We start from the raw sequence: 23,692 nt of genomic DNA, 5'->3' as shown, positions 1-23,692 counted from the left end.
CACCGGCCATTAAACTGCAGCATCTCTCTTCACTCACCGGAGAACCAGTGATGCCCGGGATCACCCGCTGCGAAGTCCTCCCGCTTCCGGATGACCGCTTCAGCTTTCGCATCGAGGGACGCGAGGTCGCCGCCTGGAATTTCAGCGACCGTTGGAAACGTCCCTTCCTCTTCCCAGTGAACGGGCCCGTGTCGGGAGAATCACTCACGCGCATGGGGCACCCCGGCGCGCCCGATCACGACCATCACGACTCCGCCTGGTTCGCCCACAACAAGGTTCTCGGAATCAATTTCTGGGCCAACAATTCCCCCGCCTTCATCCGCCAGCTCCAGTGGGTCGCCCTTGAAGATCACGACGACTACGCCCGCGCGGCCGTGAAGCTCGGATGGTTCGATGGCCACGATCCCCAGTTGCTCCTCGAACACGACCTCGTCATCGAAATCCACCCCCTCACCGACGGCGAATACACCATCGAACTCACCTCGCGGTTCACCCCGCGGGCCGAGGAACTCGAGTTCCAGAAAACCAACTTCGGCTTCTTCGCCGTCCGTGTCGCCCGCAGCATCTCGGCCGCGTTCGGCGAAGGAAAACTGACCAGCAGTACCGGAGCGACAGGAGAGAAAAACCTTTTCGACCAGCCGGCCGAATGGATGGACTACTCCGGCCCGATGCCCCGTCGGCTCGCCGACGGCTGGAGAGAGGCGATCCCCGAAGGAATCACCCTCTTCGACCATCCACAGAATCCACGAACGCCCTCCACCTGGCACGTGCGAAACGACGGCTGGATGAGCCCTTCGGTCTGCCACGCCGGTTCGCTCATCGTCCGGAAAGCTGAGCCGCTCCGGCTCCGCTATCTCCTGCACGCCCACGCCGGCCAATGGAACGCCGAACGCGCCAACGCCCTCCTCAAGCAATGGCAGTCCCGCCCTGCCCTCACGACAAAGAAATCCACCCGCCCCCACCACCACTTCGACATCGTCACCAGCGACTAAATCCTTCTCCCCGCCCTCGACTCCCCCTCTCTCTCAAACCCCACCAGCGGGGAGAAGGTGGCCGAAGGCCGGATGAGGAGCCAAGGCAGCTTCCTCAAGTGAGCGGCAAGGCGCTAGCCGCCGGTCGGATGAACCACTGGTTCTCCAATGTTCACACGGAGTTCCTTGGAAGCCGCAAACGTTGCCAGCGTCCCCCCGAACAGAAGACGACCTAACAACTCCCCCCGATTAACGCTCGCAACATCGACTGCGCCTCCTCAACCGTCGCCACCTCGCCATTCAACTGGGCCGTCCGGATCGCCTCCAGCAGTTCCTTTAACCGCGGGCCGGGCTTCAGCCCCAGCGCCAGGATGTCCTGGCCCGTGATCAGCGGGGGGGGAGCAAGATCTGCGGCCGTCCAGGTCGACGAGCGCGCGGTCAGAAACGCCAGCGACCGCGATTTGTCGGCATCGACGGCCGCCTGCACGGAGAACCACTTCAGCAGTTCGCCGCTCAGCGGGTGGGCCAGCAGACGTTTGAGGTCAGCGTCCGAGAATTGCGAAATCCGGTCCAGGTCGTGTTGATGCGCATGCAGCCACAGGCAGCTGTCACTGTCCGCGGTCGACAGCTTGAGACGGTGACAATGCCCGCGCACGGTTCCGGTCGGGACCGGTGCCTTGCGACGGTTCGGTTCCGGGTTCGGCAGCGACCGCATGAGAACGGCGAGCGCCAATCCGAAGGACGGCGTCTCGAGTCGCTCGAGGGCCTGGAGCGCCCCCTCGGGCGCCGGCTCCGTTTCAGTCCATCCTGGTAGAACGACGTCCATCAGCCCCGTCTCCAGGCACAGCTCGATGGCGCGTCGCCTGTTTCGGTGCAGCAGCATCTTGCGGAGTTCCTGCGCGATCCGTTCGACGCTCACCACCGAGAGCTGAGACGACATCGCCTTGACGGCTTCGGCCGTTCCCGGATCGAGCTGGAAATCGAGGACCGCCGTGAAGCGGACGGCGCGGAGCAGGCGCAACTTGTCCTCCTGCATCCGCGCATGCGCGTCGCCGATCGCCCGCACGATCCCTGCTTTCAGGTCCGCCTGCCCGCCGACGAAATCGAGCACGCGATGCTCCACCGGGTCGTAAAACATCCCGTTGATCGTGAAGTCGCGACGCAGCGCGTCTTCTTCGGCCGTCGCATAGACCACCGAGTCCGGGCGACGCCCGTCCTTGTACGGGCCCTCCGTGCGGAAGGTCGCCACTTCCACAGGTTCCAGCCCCTCCGGCGGAAGGACGATGATCACCCCGAACGACTCGCCCACCGCGAGCGTCCGCCTCGCCCCGAACAGCTTGCGAACGGCGCCCGGCGTGGCGCTCGTGGCCACGTCGTAATCCTGGGGACGCAGCTTCCGCAGCAGGTCGCGGACACACCCTCCGGCCCAATACGCATCAGCCCCCGCTTGTCGAAGCTCCAAAACGACGCGGGTCGCGAATGCAGATTGGGGGTCGGGTGAGGACGGATGCATTGATGCGTTCAATAAAATTCAGGGTGCCGATCGTCCGTTTTAGTCGTGATTCGATCGTAACGGGATGTTGATTTTTGGCGGCAGAATCTGTCGCAACCCGGCATCACGGATCATTTTGCGCCGCAGCATTTCTCCATTCTTCTGGCGAATAAGTTGTTTTCGGTGAAGTGCTTGCAGAATCCGTAGCATGTTTGCGTTCCCTGTGTGGTCCAATCATTGCGTCAGTGTGAGCCGACCACCGCGATGCATCGATTCGCGGCGTTCGACTCACCACCGGGATTCACGATGGCAGAGCGTAAATATACTCACGGGTTGTCCACCCGCGACGAGCACGGAGTGACCGTCGTCGACATTGGCGATATGGAGATCTGGGACGGCGCCGACCTGTCCCTGCTTCGCGATACCCTCGCGGTCCTGATCCAGCGCGAACGGTGTCGATCCATCGCCGTCAACATGTCGACGGTCAAGTTCGTGCCGAGCGGTTTCTTCGGCATGCTCTTCGACTGGTTCGAACAGGGCGTCGCCGTCAGGCTCATCGCCCCCCAGCCGCGCGTCATGAACATGCTCTGGTTCCGCCGCTTCTTCACCTGGGAGTCGGCCGAACGCTATCGCCTGAAGGATTCGGCCCCCGTCACCGAACGGGAAGCCGAAGAATGGTCGCGCAGTGAAGAACGCGCCCGCTCCGGTGAAAGCGATCCAGGCCTGGCTGTCGCCAGCGCAATCTAGTTCGCCTCTCCGAAACGCACGGCCGCCTGACACGACACGATCCCCGGATGTCCCCCCGCGACGCCCCGGTTTCCAGGCAGCTACTCGCGATGAGTCATCCAGGACCGGCAGGCCGCTTCTCCAGGCCCGTCTTCGCTGCGCCCGGCAGATCCTCATTGAGGCTCGGCGACGTTTCGGAAGGAGCGGCCGTCGCGTCGTAGATCCGCAGCCCGTCGTCGGCATGAACAAGTAACTTCATGCCGTCATCGGAAAACTGGATCTGATCGACCGGCCAGTCGATCAGACGGTATTCCAGCACCAGCGTGTTCTCCTTCCAGCGCCACAGGCGCAGGGCTGCATCCGTCCCGGCTGTGGCGACCGTCTCGCCGTCCGGCGAGAACGTGACCGCATAGGCTTCATTGGTGTGGGCGACCTCCCGCCACAGCTCTTTTCCTTCCTTCCAGTCCCAGACACGAACCGTGCGATCTCCAGACACCGTGGCCAGCCTCCGGCCGTCCGGTGAGAATTCGAAGTCCATGACCGTCGTCTGATGCCCCTTCAGCGTCTGCACGATCTCGCCGGTCTCGCAGTCGGCAATCAGAACGTCTTTGCTCTGGTCGAACGCCAGGTGGCCGTCACGCGAGAAACGCATCTCGTGAATGACACTCGCGCAGGGGATGGGGGGGACCTCCGGAAGCAGCGGAAATCCCACTCCAGTCGTCACCACACGGTCGGACGACAGCAGAACGACTGCCAGTTTGTTCCCGCTGGAATCAACCGCAAATTGCCCATACTGCAGCTCAGCGGGTCTGGCATGCACCAGTCGCGCTGTTCCGCCGCTCGCAGGAGCCGAGTAAATCTTGCTTCGGGCCCCGTAGAAAAAAAGTGTATCCGCCTCGGACGCGTACTGCAGACTCCCTCCATAGCCTGCAACTTTGATGGTCTGGACCGGGCCTTCTTTGGAGAGCGGCGAGAGCCTTACGCAGGTGTCGTCGCCCGTGGCGACGCGATCATTGGAGATGAGCGCGAAGTCATGGATTCTTCCCGGCAACCGTCGTGAACTGGAACTCCCCTCGTAATTCCAGGCCTTGATCGCCCCGTCCTGCCCCGCAGTCAGAAGTCGCCGGCCGTCGCCGGTGAATGCCATCGCGTACACCTTTCCTTCATGGGCCTGCCAATGGCGTGCCTGCCCGATGGTCGACGTCGGGAACAAGTCGGAGTGCAGCGCGAACATCGCGCCCGGGTAGAGATAAATGCTGCCGCTTCGATCGCCCACGGCGACCCACAGGCTCGACGCCCCTTTGTGCGTCATGGGAGTGAAGGCCACCGAATGCAACGAGTCCGGAAACACATACTGCCCCAGAAAACCTCCGCTGAGCGATTCGCGGAACGTCAGAAGCCCGCTCAGATGGGCCGTCGCCAGCAGACGGCCATCCGGGGAGACGGCCAGGTTGTTGACCCGTGAGATCGGCTGGTCGGCCTGGGCCCACATCGGCCCTGAAGATTTGAGATCCCAGACAGACACATGGTCGTCATCCGCCCCGGCCGCAACCCAGTCTCCGGCCGGGGCCGCCGCGAGCGCCTGGATCGTCGCCGTATGATGAGCATGCGCGCCGCGCAGTGTGAGATCCGGCAGATTCCAGACGTGCATCAGTCGATCCGGGCCGGCACTGACAAGTGCGTTCATCGCAGGCAGCGCCACGAGCCCGAAGACCTGCTCCTGATGCGCCTGGATTCGGCGCACTTCGTCCCCCGTCACAAGATTCCACTCGGCAATCGTGCCGGCATCATCGCCCGAGTAGATCCTCGAACTGTCAGCCGAAAACTCGACCGCGTTCAATTCGCTCGGCCCGGCGTCGATCGAGAAGATCCGCTCCAGCGATTGCCCGTCAAAAAGATGGATCTGCCCGTCCGCGCCGGCCGCGGCAATCGTCCTCTGATCCGGCGAAATCCGGATGTAGTGCATCGGTTTCGATGACTTGTACAGATCCTGCGATTGAATGCCGGTCTGGCTGTGCAGGAAGTGCCATTCGAATCCGCGGTGATCGACCTCGCCCGGGCGAGGCCTGTGTCTGGCAAGAATCTCCCTCATCCGGCGGACGTCGTTCGCCTTCCAGGCATCGACCGCCAGACGCATTTCCGAGGCGTACAGGAGCCGCCTCGATGCCAGTTCGCTGCCCCGCGCGCGGTCGCGCTCCGCGTCGGCTCTTTCCCGGGCCAGCTTCAGGTCGGTCCGGATCAGTTCAGACGTCCTCAGACGGTCGTCCGCCAGGATTCGGGCCCCATTCGCCTCGATGGCCTGCCAGATGGCGACCGTCGTGCCGGCGACCAGCGCCACCACGATCGCCAGGCTTGCCGTCAATGCCCGCCTGTGACGCCACGCCAGCTTCTTGAGTCGGTAGACCTGTGAAGGCGGTCCGGCCGAAACGGGCTCTCCACCAAGGAACCGCTCGATATCCGCGGTCAGGGCGCCCACCGAGTCGTACCTGCGATTCCGATCCTTCTCCAGAGCCTTCATGACGATCCAGTCCAGCTCTCCTCGCAACTGCCGGCTCAGCCTGCGGGTTTCGTTCCGTCCTTCACCGGCCACCCGCGTGCGGTCGCCCAGGTCGAGCGCCGCCACACGCGCGCTCGGATACGTCGGCTCCTCCTCACAGATAATGCGACGCCTCTCCACCTCGTGCGTCCGCGCCAGCGTCTCCGCATCGAAGGGCGTCGTCCCCGACAGGAGCTCGTACAGAATCACGCCCAGCGAATAGACGTCGCTGCGCGTGTCGATGTCCGCCGAGGACCCGGAGGCCTGCTCCGGGCTCATGTACAGCGGAGTCCCCACCCACTGCGCGGCCGACGTGAGCGTATTGTCCGCGGCCTCCGGACCGATCGCTTTCGCCACGCCAAAGTCGATGACCTTCACCACCGGGTGACCATCCTGGACCGTGACCAGGATGTTCGACGGCTTCAGGTCCCGGTGAATGATTCCCTTCTGGTGCGCGTGCTGGATGGCGCCGCAGACATCAATGAACAGGTTCAGTCGCTCCGGCACATCGAGTGACTGGTCGTCGCAGAAGTGAGTGATCGGGACCCCGGTCACGACCTCCATGACGAAGAACGGGCGTCCCTCGTCCGTCGCTCCGGCATCGAGCACCCGGGCGATGTTCGGATGCTCCATCATCGCGAGCACCTGCCGCTCCGATTCGAAACGCACGATCGTCTGCCGCGTATCGATTCCGGGCTTGATGATCTTGAGCGCCACGAACCGCTTCACCGGCGTCTCCTGCCACGCCCGGTAAACCACCCCCATCCCGCCCGCGCCCAGCTCTTCGATCACCTTGTACCGGCCCACCCGCTCGGGCATCAGCGTCAGCTCGGCCGTCTTCAGCGCCGAAGGAAGATGCGACAGCGGACGCTCCAGGAAATCGCCCGCCCGGCTGCAGGCCTGCAGCAGCTCGTCGACCGACTGACGCAGCCCCGCGTCGTCCCTGCACGCCTCGGCCAGAAACTCGAGACGCTCCTGAGCGTCCTCGATTTCGGTCGCCTTGAGAAAAATCTCATTGGCCCGTTCGTTCCAGTCCGACACGTCTCACCCCGGCCCGTGTTTCGCAGATCGCTTCGCGCTCTCGACAGCGCCGTGCTCGACAGCGGACTCCACCCGCCGCCACATCACGCCATCGTCGACCACGCCCCGCCATCCCGCAAGCAACGGCGGTGTTCAGCTCGTCGAAAGCCGTCGGAACAGCCACGTCCGAGCGAGCAGCCACAAACGATCTGCCGCGCGCCGCTCGATCCCCAGAACCTCCGCCGCCTCCACATGCCCAAAACCGGCAAAGTACCGCAGCTTCACCAGCTCCGCCGCCTGCGGATCGTGGCCAGCCAGCTCGTCGATCATTTCATCCAGGGCCAGCACGTCAATTTCCGGCTCGTCATCCGCCGCGACGACGGAATCGCTCAGCGGCAACCGCTGCCTGCCTCCTCCTGCCTTCGCCGTCTCCCGGTGCCGCGCCTTCTCGACAAGGATCCGCCGCATCGCCTCCGCAGCCGCGGCAAAGAAATGCCCCCGGCTCTTCCAGCGGAGTTCCGGCTGGTTCGCCACAAGGCGGACATACGCCTCATGAACGAGCGCGGTCGCCTGGAGAGTCTGCCCCGGCGTCTCACGCGTCAGCTTGCGCGACGCCAGCCGCCGGAGCTCGTTGTAAACGAGTGGAATCAGTTCGTCGGACTTCATTATTCAACGGTCGAAATGCCTGGCCGCAAAGCTTCGAAACCGAGGTGTCATCTTCTCGCCCCGACCGCAGCCTGGGCAAGCGTCCTTCCACCCTCCCCTCCCCCTTCTCGCTTTTTTCAGCAATTGCAGCGGCCGTGCCATTTCTCGCCGTCAACACCGTTCTGACGGTCCGGCGTCTTTCCGAAACGTGCCTGAATGTGTACATTTGTTCACATTGTCCGCCATGCGCAGTCCTGGCCCGGTTTTCCCCTGCGGATCGCGTCGTGAACGTCCACGAAAAGCTCGCCATCCTCGCCGATGCGGCCAAGTACGACGCCTCGTGCGCCAGCAGCGGCTCAAAGTCCACGCGCCCCGGCAGCCGCATCGGAAGCACCGAGGGAATGGGCATCTGCCACAGCTACACGCCCGATGGACGCTGTGTGTCGCTGCTCAAAATCCTCCTCACCAACTACTGCATCTACGACTGCCAGTACTGCGTCAACCGCATCACCAGCGACGTCCCCCGCGCCCGCTTCTCCACCGACGAAGTCGTCCGCCTCACCCTCGAGTTCTACCGGCGGAATTACATCGAGGGCCTGTTCCTCAGCTCCGGCATCATCCAGGACGCCAACTACACCATGGAGCACCTGGTCGCCGTCGCCCGCACCCTGCGTGTCGAACATGGCTACGGAGGCTACATCCACCTCAAGACGATCCCCCGCGCCTCCGGAGAGTTAATCGCCGAAGCCGGCCGTTGGGCCGACCGCATCAGCGTGAACATCGAACTGCCGACCGAGCACGACCTCGTCCAGCTCGCGCCCGAAAAGAAACGGTCCGACATCGAACAGTCGATGACCGACATCAAGGTCCGCATCGACGCCCAGCGCGACGATCGGCAGGCCGGGTTCAGCGCCCCCCCTTTCGCTCCCGCAGGCCAGAGCACGCAGATGATCGTCGGCGCCACGCCGACCCCCGATGCGGACATCCTTGCGACGGCCCATCACCTCTACTCTCGAAGGAAGATGCGCCGCGTGTACTACTCCGCCTACAGCCCCATCCCGCATGCCGATGCCCGCCTCCCCGCACAGACTCCCCCGCTCGTCCGGGAACACCGGCTCTATCAGGCCGACTGGCTGCTGCGGTTCTACGGCTTCCAGCTTGAGGAACTCGTCACCCCCGCGAAACCGAACCTCGATCTCGATGTCGATCCCAAGCTCGCCTGGGCGTTGCACCATCGCGAGCAGTTTCCCGTCGACGTGAATCGCGCCGACCGCGAGATGCTGCTCCGCATTCCGGGCCTTGGGGTGAAAACCGTCGACAGGATCATCGTTTCGCGGCGGCACCGCACGCTGCGCGCCGACGACCTGCGGAAGCTGCGCGTTCCGTGGAGCCGCGTCCAGCATTTCGTTGCCACCGCCGACCACAAACCGCGCTCACAGCTGTTGGAATGCCCCCAACTGGTCCGCAAGTTGCACCCGAAAGTGTCGTCCAGGCAACTCTCGCTGTTTGCGGAGGCCTGACGTTTCGAACCGCCGGATCCTGTCCGGCCTTCAGCCATGCTCCTCGTCCACGATTTCGACGACTGGCGACGCACAGCCCGGCGCCAGCTTCGCGACGGAATTCCGCCGGAAGAAGTCCATTTCGGTTCGGAAGAAGACCACCAGCCCCTGCTCGATCTGCCCGCTGGGCCGCCCGGGCAGAACCATGAACACGTCCCGCCCGGCATGTTCCCCCGCGTTCCGGCCGGCTTTCTCGAAACGGCCCGCAGCGTCGCCTGTCACTCCGATCGGCATCGCTGGGACCTCCTCTACCGCGTCCTCTGGAGGTTGACCCACGGAGAACCCGAGCTGCTCGATGTCGCAATCGACGATGACGTTCACCGCCTCCATCTCATGGAACGGGCTGTCTCCAGGGACGCCCACAAAGCGAAGGCGTTCGTCCGCTTCCGTCGCATCGAGGGGGATCACGGGGACGAATACGTCGCCTGGCATCGGCCCGACCACCGCATCCTCAAGCTCGTCGCCCCGTTCTTCTCCCGGCGTTTTCCGGAGATGCGCTGGTCCATCCTCACCCCCGATGAATCCGTGCTCTGGGACGGCCGCAGTCTTCACTACGGGCCCGGAGTTCCTTCAAGCGAAGCGCCCGAAGGCGATGCTCTCGAGGATCTGTGGCGCACGTACTACGGATCGATTTTCAATCCGGCCCGCATCAAATTGAAAACGATGAAGCGGGAAATGCCCGTCAGGCATTGGGCCACCTTGCCCGAAACGCAGGTGATCCCGCAGCTGCTCGAAGACGCTCCCGGGAGGGTTGCCGCCATGCACAAGGCCACTGCCAACCAGCCGCGATCGGCGGCCGAATTCCTCCCCGATCGGAAGACCCTGAAAACACTCGCCGCCGCGGCGGACCACTGCAAAGGATGTGAGCTTTACAAGGACGCGACGCAAACCGTGTTTGGCGAAGGATCGAAAACGGCCCGCATCGTCCTCGTCGGTGAACAGCCCGGCGACCAGGAAGATCTGGAAGGGCATCCGTTCGTCGGGCCAGCCGGCCGCGTGCTCGATGAAGCCCTCGCGGAAGCCGGGATCGATCGCGAGGACGTGTACGTCACCAATGCCGTGAAACATTTTCACTGGGAGCCGCGCGGCGAGCGTCGGCTGCACAAGAAGCCCCCCGCCCGTGCGATGTCGGCCTGCAGGCCCTGGCTCGAAGCGGAAGTGGCGGTGCTTCAACCGGAAGTGGTCGTCTGCCTGGGCGCCACCGCCGCTCAGTCGGTTGTCGGCCGTGAAGCGAAAGTCACCCGCGATCGCGGACGGATCATGCGCAGCGCTCTGTGCAGGCAGACTCTCATGACCTGGCATCCCTCGGCGATCCTCCGGGCGCCCGATGCGACCGCTCGCGAACGGATGCGGATGGAACTGGTGAACGACCTCAGGACAGCTTTCCAGGCGATGTCGGACGGCGCAGGAGCAGGCCAACTCGCGACAAGCGGAAGCCGGTAGGCGCGTCGTCACCCGCATCCCTCCGGCGAGCGGGGGGCGTCAGCCCCCTGTGCTCCCACGCCACAAAAGCTCTCTTGTGTGCCACGGCTCTGCGAGCCGTGCAACCGTGAAAACGCTGGCACTCGCACACGGCCGGGACGGCCACGGCGCCCAGCCACGACATGCATCCACTCAAAACGGCTGGCGGCAATCCTCAACCCAAATGTAAAATTCTTTCGATCCCGAGGGAGGGTGGGCATGCGCGCGTTTCTCGTCATCACGGCGTTGTGGGCGAACGTGGAGCCAGTCAGGGCGGCCGAGGGGCCGATCGGACCCTGGATTGCAAAACTCGCAAACTCAGCGATGAAGAAGTGCGCCGCCGGTAAAGTCTGGTTCGACAACTGGGCCAGCCGGACTCAGGAGGTGATCTTTGACGTCCAGGTGATTTCGCTGGAAGAAGAAGCAGCCAACGAAATCCGGTTCCTGGCGGATGTTCAGAGGACATCGCGGTCCCCATTGACCGTCATCCGCTCCGGGCGCGTCGCCCAGGTGCGTGCCTTGCTTCCCCACATCGTTGACGCCGGACACGCCCGGCAGGAAGCAGAACACACGGCCGCCGCCGCCGTCGGGAGACCGGCGATGGCAATCAGGTACATCAAGCACCCGATGAGGTACATCGATGCGCGGGGGAACGTCCGCTCGGCCATCACCAGGGTCCCCGATGGGGACATGATCACCTTGGTTCCCAGCGTGGTTTCATTGACGTCCACGCAGCTTCAGGTTGCGATTCATGCAGCGCCCCCCTTGCCCGGGAACACTCCCGCATTTCGGCCGCAAATGCGGACGACCGGCAATTCGATCAGCGCGCCTGTGGGACCGGAAGAGCAGCTGCTGATCCTGCGCGAGCCGATCGCACGCGACACCGGCCCGGCTCGTGAGGGAGTTGTTCCAGTGGCCCTCGAGCCATTGGATGCCGAAAAACCACGGGCAACGCTCTTCATCATCACGCCCCGCCGGGCGCTGCGAGGAACCCTCGGACCGAACAACCCGGCGAACCAGCCGCAGATCTTCCGCTTCTGAAACGGTCCAACCGTGCTACGGCTCTGTGAGCCGTGCAAACGTCGACAACCTCCCCCTGCCAAACCACCCGACGCGTCTCGCAAACCGCGAGAGCCTCTCCAATGCTGGTCTTCCGGGTTCCGCAGGCGATGGAGGGACGAACGCGAATCGACAACCGTTCAATCGCCCGCGCAGGAGCCACGGGAATGGCCTATCCCCGGGTCGCTTCGTCGATCGACTCGAGCGCCGTCTCGCACAGCTGGTTCACAAGGTCGCCCGGCATCCCCGGCGCCGGCATCAGCACGACCACGTCACCGAGCGGGCGGATCATCACGCCGCGCCGGCGGGCGGCCAGCGTCACAAGGTGCCCTGTGCGCCGCTCCGCTGTGAACGGCGTCAGCGACTCGCGGTCGGCCACCAGCTCGATGCCGATCATGATCCCCTTCTGGCGCACTTCCGCCACGTGAGGATGATCTTTCAACACGGACAATCGGTCCGCGAGACGGTCCGCGTTCCGCCGCGCATTCGCGACGACATTGTTCTTGGCAAACAGTTGCAGCGACGCGAGAGCCGCTGCACAGCCCAGCGGATTTCCGGTGTAAGTGTGTCCGTGGAAGAACGTCTTTCCGGCGGCCGGTTCATCGAGGAATGCGTTGTAGATCGCCTCCGTCGTCATCGTCGCCGCCAGCGGCAGGTAGCCGCCGGTGATCCCCTTGGCCAGACACAGGAAATCGGGGCTCACCGCTTCCTGCTCGCAGGCCAGCATCGTTCCCGTGCGTCCGAAGCCGACGGCCACTTCATCGGCGATGAGCGGCACATTGTACTGCCGCGTCAGCCGGCGAACGTGACGCAGGTAACCATGCGGATGGACGAGAATCCCCGCGGCCCCCTGCACCAGCGGCTCGATGATGAACGCCGCAAGTTGCTCATGCTGCTCACGGATCACCCGCTCGACTTCGTCGAAGCACCATTTCAGGTAAGACTCGCGGTCGCTGAAACCTTCCGGCAGCCGCAGCGCCACCGGCGATGGCACGCTGACCGTTTCAAACAACAGCTTCCCGTACACCTTGTGGAACACCGGAATGCTGCCGACGCTCACGGCGCCGACGGTGTCGCCGTGGTAAGCGTTGCCCACGGTCGCGAACAGCCGACGCTCCGAGGGCATCATCAGCTTCTGGGTGTGGTACTGCCACGCCATCTTCAGCGCGACTTCCACCGCCGTCGCGCCGCTGTCGGAGTAGAACACCTTCGTCAGCCCCGGCGGGGCGAGCTTCGCCAGCTCGCGCGCCAGCTCGATCGACACCCGGCTGCTCAGGCCCAGCAGCGTCGAATGGCTGACCTTGTCAATCTGCTCGCGGATCGCGGCATCGATCTCGGGTACGCGGTGGCCATGAACGTTGCACCACAGCGACGAGATCCCATCCAGGTACGTCCGTCCGACGACGTCCGTCAGGTGGAAGCCCTCGGCCGATTCGATGATCGGTGCGTCTTCCGTCCGGTACGCCTGCATCGCCGTGAACGGATGCCAGACGTGGTCCTGGTCCCAGCCGCGGAGAGTGATTGGGTCATGCGACATGGCGATGGGAAACCTCGAGAAGGGAGGGCGAGGCTCCCGCCGAGCCTTCTGAGGGGCTGACGGCCCCGTGTGGTGAAAAGGAACTGAGCTTCCTCAAGTGAGCGGCAAGGCGCTAGCCGCCGGTCGGATCAACCTGTGGTTCTCCAACATTGCAAACGGAGTTCCTTGGAAGCCGCATCCAGGTTGAGACTATTTATTGTGATCGAGGGAACTCTCGCAACGGCTGCCAGAGCCAGGTTTCTGAGAAGAAGACCGTGTTCGTTGAGGGCCGCTCAGCATGAGCTTTGCCCTTCCGAACATATCGATCCAGTTTGCAGGTGACCTCTCAGAGGCGCCGCCGCGGTCACCGCAGGAACGGCCGATTTGTCATCGGTCCTTCATCACTGGTCATCTGTCATTGAAGCGGCAAATGACAGATGGCCAGTGATCAATCAACGTCGTCACGCCTCCAGCGCCTGCTTCCAGTCGGCGATCAGGTCGTCGATGTGCTCGATGCCGACCGACAGCCGCATCGTCCGCTCCGAAATCCCGGCCGCGCGGCGCGACTCTTCCGTCATCGTCGCGTGGCTCATCGTGTCGGGATAAGCGACCAGCGACTCCACGCCCCCCAGCGACTCAGCCAGGCTGAAGATCTTCAGGCTCGTCATCGCCTTCTCGGCCGTCGCCCGGCTTCCCTTGATGTCGGCTGTCACCATCGCGCCGAAGCCCTTCTGCTGCTTCTTCGCCAGCGCATGATGCGGATGCGATTCGAGGCCGGGGTAGTAAACTCGCTCGATCTTCGGATGCTTCTCCAGGAACCGGGCCAGGGCCATCGCGTTCTTCTGATGGGCTTCCATCCGCGGCCCAAGCGTCTTCAGTCCACGCAGCACGAGCCACGCATCGAACGGTGAGCACGGCGTTCCCAGCGAGTTCACCAGATAGCCGATCTTTTCGGCATGCTCCTTCTGCCGCGTAATGACGGCCCCGCCGACCACGTCCGAATGACCGTTCAGGTACTTCGTGGTCGAGTGGAGAATAATGTCGACACCGAACTCGAACGGCCGCTGCAGATAGGGCGACAGGAACGTGTTGTCCGCAACTGCGATGGCCCCGGCCTTGTGGGCGATCTCGACCAGCCCGGCGATGTCGACGAGGTTTAGCAGCGGGTTCGAGGGAGTCTCGATCCAGATCGCCTTCGTGTTCGGCTTCACCGCCTTGCGGACCCGGTCCAGATCCTGCTGGTTGACGAACTCGACATCGATCCCGAACTGCGAGTAGACCGCTTCGAACAGCCGATAGGTCCCCCCGTAGATGTCATGTCCGGCGATGATGTGATCGCCCGACTTGAACATGTGCATGATGGTCGTGATCGCCGCCATTCCGGTCGCCGTCGCCCGGCAGTCGAGGCCCCCTTCCAGGGCGGCCAGGTTCTCTTCAAGAGCCCGCCGGGTCGGGTTCCCGCTGCGGGTGTATTCGTAACCCTTGTTCGTCTTCAGGTCGCTCCAGCCGAACGTGGAGGACGTGTAGATCGGCGTCGTGGCGCTGTCGAACGCGCCATCCTTGTGGACGCCGGTATGGATGCAGCGGGTTTCAAAACGGAGCGACTCGGACGAGGACATGGCAGATGCTCAAAGGCGGGCGGACCCTGCGTGGACGGCCTGAAGCTGCCCGGGGTTCGCCGGATTTCGTGGGAACCGCGGAGTGTAGAACCGCCGGGACGGGCATTCAAACTGGACCACGAAGGCTTCCGCCGTCGATCGCATCCGCCAATGAACGGGACCCGGAGAGCGGGGGGCGTCAGCCCCCTGTGTCCACCTGGCACACAGCTCCCAATTCCCAGTGAAGGAAGTTGTGAGGGGCAGGAAGTCCTTGGGTGTCACCGGTTCCGCCAGTGCAATCTGCCTTGGGTGGCACTGGCTCCGCCAGTGCAATCTGCGGGAAAGCGGCATGTCATCACACCGCCAATTCCAGCCTTCTCCCCGCACTGGGAGTTCCTCCCGGAAAACACCTCCACTGCGGGGAGGAGGTGGCCGAAGGCCGGAGGAGGGGACAACCAACAGCGCCCCTCTGCCGCCAGTCGCATTTCCCGAAAGCCAAACGGGTTCCTGCGGCAACGGCATAAAGTCGATCCTCGCGGGCCCCTCCCGAGAGATCGCGCAACCCCTCACGTCAGAGTGGAGGGAACAGGGTAAGCCATCACCGCCGGAACCAGCACAATGAAAACCAGCACCGATGGGGCGTCACGCATTCAATGCGCAAAGGTCGTGACGGACAAACGACCAGCCCGACGCCGCGGACACAGCCCCTCCGTGAAAGAACAGCGGGAAAGAGTGCAAGAAGACACAACCGCCCCCTGACTCCGTTCATCTTGCTTCCTCGCCGGGGGAACCCGCCAGCTCGCCCGGGGCGATTCTTCGTCTGAAGCTGCTATCATTCGGTCTCCATCACCACTTCAGAACTCGGTCTGACTGACGCTATGCCTACGGCGAACGAAATCTACGACGAAGCGATCAAGATCAAGGACGCCGGCGACCTGCCCGGCGCGATCGCCAAACTCAACGAAGTCCTGGCCATCGAGCCGGGACACACCGACACTCATGCGGCCCTCGCCGTCTACTACCAGCGGCTCCACCAGCCCGAGCAGGCCATCGAGCATGCCAAGAAAGTCGTGGAACTGATGCCGGACGACGTCTTCGCCTACACACAGCTGTCGGTGATCTACATGCGCTGCGGGCGGATCCTTGAAGCCGAGGACGCGAAGGCGAAGGCCCACCAGCTGTCGGGCCACCGTCACTGATCGACACGCATCCGCAGGCGACAATCGTGGGCTCCGGGCAGGACACCTATGGCCGCTGAGATTGAAGACACCTACGCCGAGGCGTTTCGCAGCATCTATGCGCAGGTGCTGGTGACGGCCGTCAATCGCACCTGGCTCGACCACGCCGTCAACGCGGCCACGGGCCACGCTTCCAGCTCCATCCTCTGCGACTGTGAAGCAGGGGTGGATCGCTATGTGGGGCCCGGCGGCGACGAATCATTCGCGACCCCCGACGGCCGCCCGGGCGTGATCCTGCAGTTCCACCTCCCCCGCTTCAAGAAGGATCGCGAAGCGACCCTGGAGAAAGTCCTCCTGGCGCGTCTCAGCCAGAACATCCTCACCTGCCCCACAACCGCCTGCTTCAACCTGCTCGACACCGATCCCTATTTCAAACTGGGACGGAAGATCGCCCTGTTCGGCGACGGCTGGCAGTATCGCACCGAGCGCTATGGCCGGAAGATGTGGGCCATCCCGATCATGTCGGGCGAGTTCGTCCTCGACCGCCGGTTCGGTTTCCGCGACGGAATCATGGGGGGCAACCTGTGGTTCATGGGTGTCACCCAGCAGGCGGCCCTCGAAGCCGCGGAAAAGGCCCGCGACGCGGCCCTCACCGTCGCCGACGTCATCACGCCCTTCCCCGGCGGCGTCGCCTCCAGCGGATCAAAGGCCGGGAGCAGGTACTCCTTCCTCTTCGCCAGCACCAACCACTTTTTCTGCCCCACTCTCCGCGAGAAACTCGGAACGGATTCGCAGGTTCCCGCAGGCGTGGTGGCGATCCAGGAGATCATCATCAACGGCCGCGACCTCGAGACGGTCACGAGCGCGACGCACAAGGCGATCGAGGCGGCGAAGGACGTTCCGGGCGTCGTGAAGATCTCGGCCGGCAACTACAACGGCCGGCTCGGGAAGAACTTTATCTACCTGCGTCCACAGGGCGAGAAGGCCTGAGCGACTGCCGGCAGGATCAGGCGCTTTTGCGAAGCGGAACTCCGTCCGCATCGTGAGGAATCGGCGTCCGCATCGATTCCTCGATGGAGATCGAATCCCGCGGCCGCATGGCGATCCGGGCGGTCATTTCCGCCAGTTGGGCCATGACGTCCGCGATGAGTTCTTCTTCGTTGATCCCGGTCGTCTCCGCCGCGATCGATTCCTGCAGGAGTTCGCCAGTCGCCGACGGACCCTGCCCGTCGATCACCGCCGCAGCGAGGTCGGCCGTAAGACGCTCGACAAGTTCCTCCGCCGTGAACTCCGCGAGCCGGCCGACGAATCGGTGAGGCGCATCCACATCGGCGAGGGCGACGGTGCGGGCGACGTCGATCGGATTGAGGAGATCCCGCTCCGCCACGGCCGCGAGATGTGCCACGAGAGTAAATGGGCCGAGTTCAATGACTTCGCCGTCAAACAGCGACGCCTGCCGGACGACTTTTCCCTCGACCCGCAGTGGCGGTTCGGGAACGAGGGCCTCGATCGTCCAGCCTCCCGGGCCGTAGGAGATCACGGAATGCGCCATCGGCATGCCGCCCCCCAGCTGGAGCTGGCAGTTGCTGCCCGAGCCGATGAGGAACCGGTCGCCCTCAATGGGCCGCTGCGGGAAGCGGGTGCGTCCGCCGCGGATCTCGATCCACGGTCCGGTGACGGGCGTCTGTGAAGCGTCGTGCTGTCTCATGTGGGCTCCTCAAGATTGAAGAGTTCGCGCCTGCCGGCCCGAGTCCATCAATGGCCCCTGATTCTGGTGTCGGCTGACGACAGGAATTGTCAGCAATGTTTCACCCGCCCGGCACGATTTCGAGGTTGAACCCTCTCCCGCGCCGAACGCTTTCCACGGGCAAAGAAGCGTTCGGTGATAAGTCGGGCGAACCACGCAGACTTTGACGCGCGGCCGCGGATTCCAGGGACGTCATCGCGATCGACACGCCACGTCTAACCCAAAACGCGGCCACGAGGCCAGACGAGATCGCGGCCGTTTATGTGAACTTTGAGACAATCACGAATGACAACCACGCGGCGACATAGGCCAGGGCCGTCATGTAGCTGAAAGTCAACACGGGCCAGCGCCACTGCCCCGTCTCCCGGAAGATCACCATCAGCGTCGCGCCGCATTGCGCACAGAGCGCGAAGAAGACCATGATCGAAACGGCCGTCGCCACGGTGAACAGCGGCCGGCCGTCGGGCCACGTCGCCGAGGCCAGGGCCCCGCGCAGCGATTCGTTTTCCTCGTCCACGTCGCCGCCCAGGCTGAAGATCGTCCCCATCGTCGCGATGATCACTTCCCGCGCCGGGAACGAGGCCACCGCCGCCATGCCGATCCGCCAGTCCCAGCCCAGCGGCCGCACGGCCGGCTCGATGAACTTCCCCGTCCGGCCCAGCAGGCTGTTTGAAAGGAGTTCCGAGTCGATGTGGTTCTTCTGGTCCTTCAGTGCCTCGATCCGCGGCTTGTCAGGTGTCTCCTCGCCTTCGAGCGCCTCAATCTGCGCGGCCAGGGCGTGAGACTCCGTGTGGTCGCCCGGGAAATAGCCGGCGGCCCACACGAGAATCGTCGTCACGAAGATCAGCGTGCCGGCCTCTTCGAGGAATCGCCACGCCTGAGAGATCACCCTCTGGACCACGATCCACGGCGAAGGCCACTTGTATTCCGGAAGCTCCATCACGAACGGCGACGTTTCACCGGTCAGGATCGTCTTTTTCAGGAGCCACGCGATCGGCACGGCCACGACCGCCCCGAGGATGTACATCACGAACAGCGTGAGCGCCTGCAGCGGCAGCCAGCCTCCCAGGAAATAAACCGCCGGCACGAACGCCGTGGTCATCAGCAGGTACACCGGCAATCGGGCCGAGCAGCTCATGAGCGGCGCAATCAGGATCGTCGTGAACCGGTCGCGCCGGTTCTCGATGACGCGTGCTCCCATGATCCCGGGAATGGCACAGGCAAACGACGACATCAACGGGACGAATGACCGGCCGCTCAGGCCGAACTTCGTCATGAACCGGTCGATCAGGTAGGCCGCCCGCGCCAGGTAGCCGCAGTCCTCGAGGATCGCGATGAACAGGAACAGGAGCGCGATCTGCGGGATGAACACGATCACCGACCCGACGCCGTTGATGAGGCCGTCGACGATCAGGCTTCGCAGCGTTCCCGGCGCCATGTTCGAAGTGACAAGGTCGCTAACCCAACCCTGTCCTTCCTCGATGTTCCCCATCAACCCGTCGGCGAAGATGAACAGCGTCCAGAAGATCGTGAACATGATGCCCACGAAGATCAGCGTTCCGCTGAACCAGTGCGTGACGACCGCATCAATGCGGTCAGTGATCGAAACGCGGCCGGTCTCGGAATGCGTGACGAGTCCGTCCAGTTGCGACTGGATCCACCGGTAGCGCGACAGCGATTCGACGGCCGCCAGCCGAAGCCCGCCGTCAGTCAGCCGCTTTCGCGCCTCGGCCAGCTTTTCGCGAGCGCCCGCAGGCGTTTCCGCGAGGAACCGGAGTTCGGTTTCGCCGCCGACGTCGAGAATCGCCCGCTCGACGAGGTAATGCGGTTCTTTCTTTCCCTGCGACGCCAGCCAGTCCGTCAGGACCTGCTCCTCGCGCCTTACCGGTTCGGGGAGCAGCTCCGGAGGCGGCGCGGCCGTCGTTGAGGCGGCCGCGACGATTGCTTCCCTGAGCGGCTCGAGGCCCCGCTTCCGCTGCGCCTCGCAGGTGACGACGCGAACGCCCAGCTGCTTCTCCAGCCCGGCGACGTCGATGTTCACACCGTTCCGCTGTGCGACGTCCCACATGTTGAGCGCCAGCACGATCGGAATCCCCAGCTCCCGGAGCTGCGTGAACAGGTACAGGTTCCGCTCGAGGTTCGAAGCGTCGACGATGCAGACGATGACATCGGGGCGGCCGACATCGGGCATGCGTCCAAGCAGGACATCGACCGAAACCATCTCGTCCGGCGACCGCGGGGAGAGGCTGTACGTTCCTGGAAGGTCAACCAGCCGGATCGGGCGTGACCCGATCTGCAGCCTGCCGATCTTCTTTTCGACGGTGCAGCCGGGATAGTTGCCGATCCGCGTCTGGATCCCGGACAGTGCGGAAAAGAGCGTGCTCTTTCCTGTGTTGGGATTGCCGATGAGGGCAACGGTCAGAGGCGCGGACGCCGTTGCACTGGGAGAGAGAGAAGCAGACACGTGACGGCCGGAGTGCGTGGCGGGGAGGCCGCGGGCAGGCGGGAACTCGAATTACAAAGGGGCGACTGCGACGCGGCTGGCTTCCGAGGATCGCAGCGACAGGCGAAAACCACGCACGAGATACTCGCGGGGACCGCCGAATGGAGCAGCGCCGACGACTTTCACGGCGACGCCATCGATGAGGCCCATCTCCATCAGGCGAATGGACACACCATCGTCGCCAGAGATCTGAGCGACGCGCGCCGTGTTTCCGATGGGAAGCTGGTCGAGAGTCGTTGTCATGCTCAGATTTGAGACTGAATCTCAATAGGGGTCAACAGACCGCGCCGGATTTCTCACAGGGGAATCGGCTTTCCGGGCGCCGGATGTGAGCGCGCGGTTCACGGAGACCTGGCAAGAACGCAAGCCGTGGCCGTTCAGGCGGGCGCGGCCATCGCGATGCCCTGTTTCGGGCGTTCGGCGATCTCATTGCGGCGGACGCGCTTGATGAGCGTCACTTCATTTCCGGTCGCGTTGTACTCGACCAGATCCATGAAGGTGCGCATCAGCAGCAGGCCCCGGCCGCTGGAACGCTCAAGGTTTCGCGGGTCCGTCGGATCCGGAAGGGACCGCGGGTCGAAACCGCGGCCCTGGTCGTGAATGCGGTAGACGGCCCCCTCGGACGTGAGCTCCACGCTGACCATGACCCGCCGGTCGCGGTACGGGAAGGCCTTGGCCCGCTGACGGGCCGTTTCGTAGTACATGGCGAAGTCGTGCTCACGGAGTTCGGAGTCGACTTCGAGATTGCCGTGATAGGCGGCGTTGAGCAGTGCCTCTTCCAGGGCGACGCCGACCCGCAACCGGTCGCCTTCCGAGAACAGGCCCATCTCCTGAAGGTGGGCCTGAAGTTCGGCGACGAGGGAGGTGAGCATTCCGGGCTCGTTTCCGAGCTCGTACTCCGCCTTGAACGATTTCAGGCAGCGACGGAGGCTGGCCCGCTGTTTCCGTTCGCCGGCAATCGTTCGTACCCGTTCGACCGTTTCCGGCAGGAGATCGAGTTCGCGTTTCGGGACGTAGCTGGCGGCTCCCGCCTCGAGTGCCTCCACCGCGATCGTTTCACTTCCCTGTCCCGTCATCAGGATGACCGGGAGCAGAGGGAATTCGCGTGCCAGCGTCCGGACGAGGCCGAGGCCGTCGAGTTCGGGCATCTGCAGGTCGGTGACAACGACGTCAGGCGTGTGTTCGCGCACCTGGTTCAGAGCTTCGGCGCCGTTCTCGGCGAAGCGCAGTTCCCAGTCGCCGCTCCGTTCCAGGAGGGCGCCTGCGCGTCGACGATCCACGAGCGAGTCATCGACGACGAGCACCGCGGTCATGAGATTCGCCGTATTATGAGTCGGCCGGAAGTGGCCAATGGGCCCACAACCACCATACTTCTCTCCCCCATGATTGCCAAGCCGCCTGCGCCGACATTGGGCGACATGGAGGCCGCACAGTGCGCACAATCGCTGCCGTAACTACACTTGGCCTGAACCCACCCACCGTAGGACTCCGATGGTCGGCCGACGCCGGAAAAACCCGAAGACCCGCCTTTCCGGCAGCCACCAGCGATGCTGGATCTGGGGCCGGAATGCCGTGTTGCAGACCCTGGCGTCCGACCGGTGGAGGCCGCTTTCGCTGCTGGTCGCGGATCGCACCGAGGCCACGTTCCGGGCCGAACTGGAACGGCAGGCCCATGAGAGAGAGGTGGAGATCCAATGGGTGCACTACGACCAGCTCACTGATCGCTGCCACTCGACCGAGCATCAGGGGCTGATGGCCATGATGCCGGAGTACCCGTACTCGGCGCTGGAGGAAAGCCTGTTGCCGACAGGCCGGCCGGCGTTCCTGATGGTTCTGGAAGGGATTCAGGATCCGCATAATTTCGGCGCGATCATCCGGTCGGCGGAAGTGTTTGGCGTCGATGCGATCGTCGTTGGCGAGAGCGGCCAGTGTGACGTGACTCCGCATGTCGCGCGGGCGTCGGCCGGCGCGGTCAACGAGGTGACGATTGCCCGTGTCCCGAATGTGGTGGACGCCGCCCGGTGGATGCGGGATCGTGGCGTGCGGCTGCTGGGCGCTGCCGGCGCGGCGGAACGGAATCTTGTCGAGACGACGCTGACTGCGTCGATCGCGCTGGCGATCGGCAACGAAGGTTCAGGCTTGAGCGAGGCGATGCTTGCCGTTTGCGACCAGCTCGTGCGAATTCCGCAGGTCGGACGGACGGAATCGCTGAATGCGGCCGTGGCAGCGGGGATCCTGTGCTACGAGGTCCGGCGCCAGCGTTCGGAATCGTCAACGGCCTGTGAGTGAACAGCGTTTCTTTGTTTTTGATGGGTAGCCGCTCGTGAGTCTCCTGCATCTGAAGAATCCCCATAGTGTCCTGGCGGCCCTGGAAAAACGGCCACAGGACGTCGTCGAAGTTCGAGTCCCGCCGCGGACGTCGTCGGATGCCTGGCGCGCGGTCGCCACGCAGGCGGCGCGGCGCGGCGTCGCCGTGAAGTCGGTCCTGCCGTCCGAGAAGCCGCGCGGGCGCAGAGATGAGAAGTCGTCCCGTGAAGGCGGGACGGAGGGGATCGTCAAGGAGCGGAATGATACGCATCTCGATGCGCTGTTTGCCGGCGCACGCGAGCAATCCGGGTTGTGGCTGGCGCTCGACACGCTGCAGGACCCTCACAACGTGGGGGCGATCTTCCGAACGGCCGCGTTCTTCGGCGTGCGGGGAATCGTGCTGACGAAGGACCGGTCGGCCCCCATGTCGGCGACGGTGTACGACGTCGCCTCGGGCGGGCTCGAGCTTGTCCCCTTCCACAACTCGACGAACCTGAACCAGGTGCTGGAAGTTGCGAAAGCCGCCGGACTCTGGACGCTGGGAACGGCGGAGGAAGCGACGCAGGACATCTCGGCCATCCCGCGGGATCGGTCGTGGCTGATTGTGATGGGGAATGAGGAGCAGGGACTGCGGCGTCTGGTGCGCGAGCATTGCGACGAGCTTTGCCGTCTTTCGGGCCAGGGCGGGCTGACTTCGCTGAACGTGTCTGTGGCCACAGGAGTGGTGCTGGGGCTCATGCGCCGGAGCTGATGCCACGGGGTGGCCTGCGATTCCGGGCAAGCGCGGGGGACTTTGACGATTGGCCTCAGGTCGTCGGCGAGAATTGCCGATAGTTTGAGAGAACCCTGTCGTCCGTGTTGCGCGGAGGCGGGCCCACTGCGCCCGAACCCCGCGCCGACGAAAGCGCCCGCCATGTCCTCCGACGCCTCGCAGTCGATTCTCCGAATGACGCTCCTGGCCTGCGCCACGGCGGCCTTCATGGTCGTGTGGAGCGGCGATGCGAGCCGGACCGTCGGCATGTCGCTGGCCGAGCGCAATCGACAGGTGGCGCCGGCGCACGCGATCGCAAACCCGCAGGCGGTGACCCAGCTGGCGGCCAGGCCGCGGGCGCGCGTGGAGCGGTCGTCGGAAGCCAGACCGGTGACGACCATGAAGCCCGCGTTGGACGCTCGCGCGGACGTGAACTCGTTGCCGGCAGGCACGTACCGGGTTGTCTTCGACGACGGCCGCGTGGAGTGGCTGACGGTGATCGATCGCGCCGGCGGCGCGGATCTGATGGAACCGTCAGTCATGGTGACTATGGTGAACGGCGAGGCGGCGCATGTGATCCGCGTCACGAGCCGGCCTGCCGGCGGATCGGCGATCCGGTAGCC

At 64.2% G+C, this 23,692-nt stretch carries 19 protein-coding genes; 10 read left to right on the top strand and 9 right to left on the bottom strand.

Translation table 11 applies throughout. From position 1 onward, the window contains the following. The first annotated feature begins 50 nt into the window (after positions 1-50). Complete coding sequence (locus tag Pan44_RS09090) at positions 51-992, top strand: DUF6807 domain-containing protein (RefSeq protein ID WP_145029374.1); 942 nt, start codon at positions 51-53, stop codon at positions 990-992. A 211-nt stretch (positions 993-1,203) separates the two neighbouring features. Here Pan44_RS09090 and Pan44_RS09085 read toward each other — a convergent pair whose 3' ends face one another. Further along, positions 1,204-2,484 carry a CCA tRNA nucleotidyltransferase gene (locus Pan44_RS09085; RefSeq protein WP_145029372.1) on the bottom strand — a complete coding sequence of 427 codons (1,281 nt, stop codon included), beginning with the start codon at positions 2,482-2,484 and terminating at the stop codon, positions 1,204-1,206. A gap of 285 nt (positions 2,485-2,769) precedes the next feature. Between Pan44_RS09085 and Pan44_RS09080 the strand changes: the two genes are divergently transcribed. Next, complete coding sequence (locus tag Pan44_RS09080; protein WP_145029370.1) at positions 2,770-3,210, top strand: STAS domain-containing protein; 441 nt, start codon at positions 2,770-2,772, stop codon at positions 3,208-3,210. Between the two features lie 94 nt (positions 3,211-3,304). Here Pan44_RS09080 and Pan44_RS09075 read toward each other — a convergent pair whose 3' ends face one another. Then, a complete protein-coding gene (locus Pan44_RS09075; RefSeq protein WP_145029368.1) occupies positions 3,305-6,766 on the bottom strand; it encodes a protein kinase domain-containing protein in 3,462 nt (1,153 codons plus the stop codon). A gap of 132 nt (positions 6,767-6,898) precedes the next feature. After that, a complete protein-coding gene (locus tag Pan44_RS09070) occupies positions 6,899-7,411 on the bottom strand; it encodes an ECF-type sigma factor (protein WP_145029366.1) in 513 nt (170 codons plus the stop codon). A 263-nt stretch (positions 7,412-7,674) separates the two neighbouring features. Between Pan44_RS09070 and Pan44_RS09065 the strand changes: the two genes are divergently transcribed. The 3 genes from Pan44_RS09065 (at position 7,675) to Pan44_RS09055 (ending at position 11,451) form a co-directional block, all read left to right on the top strand. After that, a complete protein-coding gene (locus Pan44_RS09065) occupies positions 7,675-8,910 on the top strand; it encodes a putative DNA modification/repair radical SAM protein (RefSeq protein ID WP_145029364.1) in 1,236 nt (411 codons plus the stop codon). A 36-nt stretch (positions 8,911-8,946) separates the two neighbouring features. Beyond that, on the top strand, positions 8,947-10,392 hold the full coding sequence (locus Pan44_RS09060) for a UdgX family uracil-DNA binding protein (protein ID WP_145029362.1): 1,446 nt from the start codon (positions 8,947-8,949) through the stop codon (positions 10,390-10,392). A 237-nt stretch (positions 10,393-10,629) separates the two neighbouring features. Then, positions 10,630-11,451: a hypothetical protein gene (locus tag Pan44_RS09055; RefSeq protein WP_145029360.1), complete on the top strand. Its 822-nt coding sequence runs from the start codon at positions 10,630-10,632 to the stop codon at positions 11,449-11,451. A 190-nt stretch (positions 11,452-11,641) separates the two neighbouring features. Here Pan44_RS09055 and bioA read toward each other — a convergent pair whose 3' ends face one another. Further along, complete coding sequence (bioA, locus tag Pan44_RS09050) at positions 11,642-13,006, bottom strand: adenosylmethionine--8-amino-7-oxononanoate transaminase (RefSeq protein ID WP_145029358.1); 1,365 nt, start codon at positions 13,004-13,006, stop codon at positions 11,642-11,644. A 440-nt stretch (positions 13,007-13,446) separates the two neighbouring features. Next, positions 13,447-14,604: a trans-sulfuration enzyme family protein gene (locus Pan44_RS09045; protein WP_145029356.1), complete on the bottom strand. Its 1,158-nt coding sequence runs from the start codon at positions 14,602-14,604 to the stop codon at positions 13,447-13,449. Between the two features lie 857 nt (positions 14,605-15,461). Between Pan44_RS09045 and Pan44_RS09040 the strand changes: the two genes are divergently transcribed. Together Pan44_RS09040 and fhcD are read left to right on the top strand one after the other, a co-directional pair. Then, positions 15,462-15,782, top strand: a complete 321-nt coding sequence (locus tag Pan44_RS09040) for a tetratricopeptide repeat protein (RefSeq protein ID WP_145029354.1) — start codon at positions 15,462-15,464, stop codon at positions 15,780-15,782. A gap of 48 nt (positions 15,783-15,830) precedes the next feature. Then, a complete protein-coding gene (fhcD, locus tag Pan44_RS09035) occupies positions 15,831-16,751 on the top strand; it encodes a formylmethanofuran--tetrahydromethanopterin N-formyltransferase (RefSeq protein ID WP_145029352.1) in 921 nt (306 codons plus the stop codon). Between the two features lie 16 nt (positions 16,752-16,767). On the opposite strand, the gene Pan44_RS09030 is transcribed toward fhcD, so the two are convergent. The 4 genes from Pan44_RS09030 to Pan44_RS09015 form a co-directional block, all read right to left on the bottom strand. Then, positions 16,768-17,469, bottom strand: coding sequence for an FHA domain-containing protein (locus tag Pan44_RS09030; protein WP_145029349.1), 702 nt, complete (start codon positions 17,467-17,469; stop codon positions 16,768-16,770). Positions 17,470-17,767: 298 nt separating this feature from the next. Next, positions 17,768-19,972: a ferrous iron transport protein B gene (feoB, locus tag Pan44_RS09025; protein WP_145029347.1), complete on the bottom strand. Its 2,205-nt coding sequence runs from the start codon at positions 19,970-19,972 to the stop codon at positions 17,768-17,770. 51 nt (positions 19,973-20,023) lie between these two features. Beyond that, positions 20,024-20,254: a FeoA family protein gene (locus Pan44_RS09020; RefSeq protein ID WP_145029345.1), complete on the bottom strand. Its 231-nt coding sequence runs from the start codon at positions 20,252-20,254 to the stop codon at positions 20,024-20,026. A 134-nt stretch (positions 20,255-20,388) separates the two neighbouring features. Continuing rightward, the gene (locus Pan44_RS09015) at positions 20,389-21,324 is read right to left on the bottom strand and encodes an ATP-binding response regulator (RefSeq protein ID WP_145029343.1); all 936 of its coding nucleotides are present in this window, start codon (positions 21,322-21,324) and stop codon (positions 20,389-20,391) included. 178 nt (positions 21,325-21,502) lie between these two features. On the opposite strand from Pan44_RS09015, the gene rlmB reads away from it, so the two are divergent. The 3 genes from rlmB to Pan44_RS09000 all read left to right on the top strand — a co-directional run bounded on the left by rlmB (position 21,503) and on the right by Pan44_RS09000 (position 23,690). Next, entirely contained in the window at positions 21,503-22,300 is a 798-nt protein-coding gene (rlmB, locus tag Pan44_RS09010) for a 23S rRNA (guanosine(2251)-2'-O)-methyltransferase RlmB (RefSeq protein WP_145029341.1), read from the top strand. Between the two features lie 34 nt (positions 22,301-22,334). After that, a complete protein-coding gene (locus Pan44_RS09005; RefSeq protein WP_145029339.1) occupies positions 22,335-23,069 on the top strand; it encodes a TrmH family RNA methyltransferase in 735 nt (244 codons plus the stop codon). 162 nt (positions 23,070-23,231) lie between these two features. After that, positions 23,232-23,690, top strand: coding sequence for a hypothetical protein (locus Pan44_RS09000; RefSeq protein WP_145029337.1), 459 nt, complete (start codon positions 23,232-23,234; stop codon positions 23,688-23,690). Positions 23,691-23,692: the final 2 nt, after the last annotated feature.

This window comes from Caulifigura coniformis (assembly GCF_007745175.1).
Classification (GTDB): Bacteria; Planctomycetota; Planctomycetia; order Planctomycetales; family Planctomycetaceae; genus Caulifigura; species Caulifigura coniformis.
This window is presented reverse-complemented; position numbering and strand designations above follow the sequence as displayed.

Excerpts from the sequence above, each read along its gene's own strand:
- Pan44_RS09090 (WP_145029374.1), top strand. The coding sequence starts at position 51 with ATGCCCGGGATCACCCGCTGCGAAGTCCTCCCGCTTCCGGATGACCGC.
- Pan44_RS09085 (WP_145029372.1), bottom strand. The coding sequence starts at position 2,484 with ATGCATCCGTCCTCACCCGACCCCCAATCTGCATTCGCGACCCGCGTC.
- Pan44_RS09080 (WP_145029370.1), top strand. The coding sequence starts at position 2,770 with ATGGCAGAGCGTAAATATACTCACGGGTTGTCCACCCGCGACGAGCAC.
- Pan44_RS09070 (WP_145029366.1), bottom strand. The coding sequence starts at position 7,411 with ATGAAGTCCGACGAACTGATTCCACTCGTTTACAACGAGCTCCGGCGG.
- Pan44_RS09060 (WP_145029362.1), top strand. The coding sequence starts at position 8,947 with ATGCTCCTCGTCCACGATTTCGACGACTGGCGACGCACAGCCCGGCGC.
- Pan44_RS09055 (WP_145029360.1), top strand. The coding sequence starts at position 10,630 with ATGCGCGCGTTTCTCGTCATCACGGCGTTGTGGGCGAACGTGGAGCCA.
- bioA (WP_145029358.1), bottom strand. The coding sequence starts at position 13,006 with ATGTCGCATGACCCAATCACTCTCCGCGGCTGGGACCAGGACCACGTC.
- Pan44_RS09045 (WP_145029356.1), bottom strand. The coding sequence starts at position 14,604 with ATGTCCTCGTCCGAGTCGCTCCGTTTTGAAACCCGCTGCATCCATACC.
- Pan44_RS09040 (WP_145029354.1), top strand. The coding sequence starts at position 15,462 with ATGCCTACGGCGAACGAAATCTACGACGAAGCGATCAAGATCAAGGAC.
- fhcD (WP_145029352.1), top strand. The coding sequence starts at position 15,831 with ATGGCCGCTGAGATTGAAGACACCTACGCCGAGGCGTTTCGCAGCATC.
- Pan44_RS09030 (WP_145029349.1), bottom strand. The coding sequence starts at position 17,469 with ATGAGACAGCACGACGCTTCACAGACGCCCGTCACCGGACCGTGGATC.
- Pan44_RS09020 (WP_145029345.1), bottom strand. The coding sequence starts at position 20,254 with ATGACAACGACTCTCGACCAGCTTCCCATCGGAAACACGGCGCGCGTC.
- Pan44_RS09015 (WP_145029343.1), bottom strand. The coding sequence starts at position 21,324 with ATGACCGCGGTGCTCGTCGTCGATGACTCGCTCGTGGATCGTCGACGC.
- rlmB (WP_145029341.1), top strand. The coding sequence starts at position 21,503 with ATGGTCGGCCGACGCCGGAAAAACCCGAAGACCCGCCTTTCCGGCAGC.
- Pan44_RS09000 (WP_145029337.1), top strand. The coding sequence starts at position 23,232 with ATGTCCTCCGACGCCTCGCAGTCGATTCTCCGAATGACGCTCCTGGCC.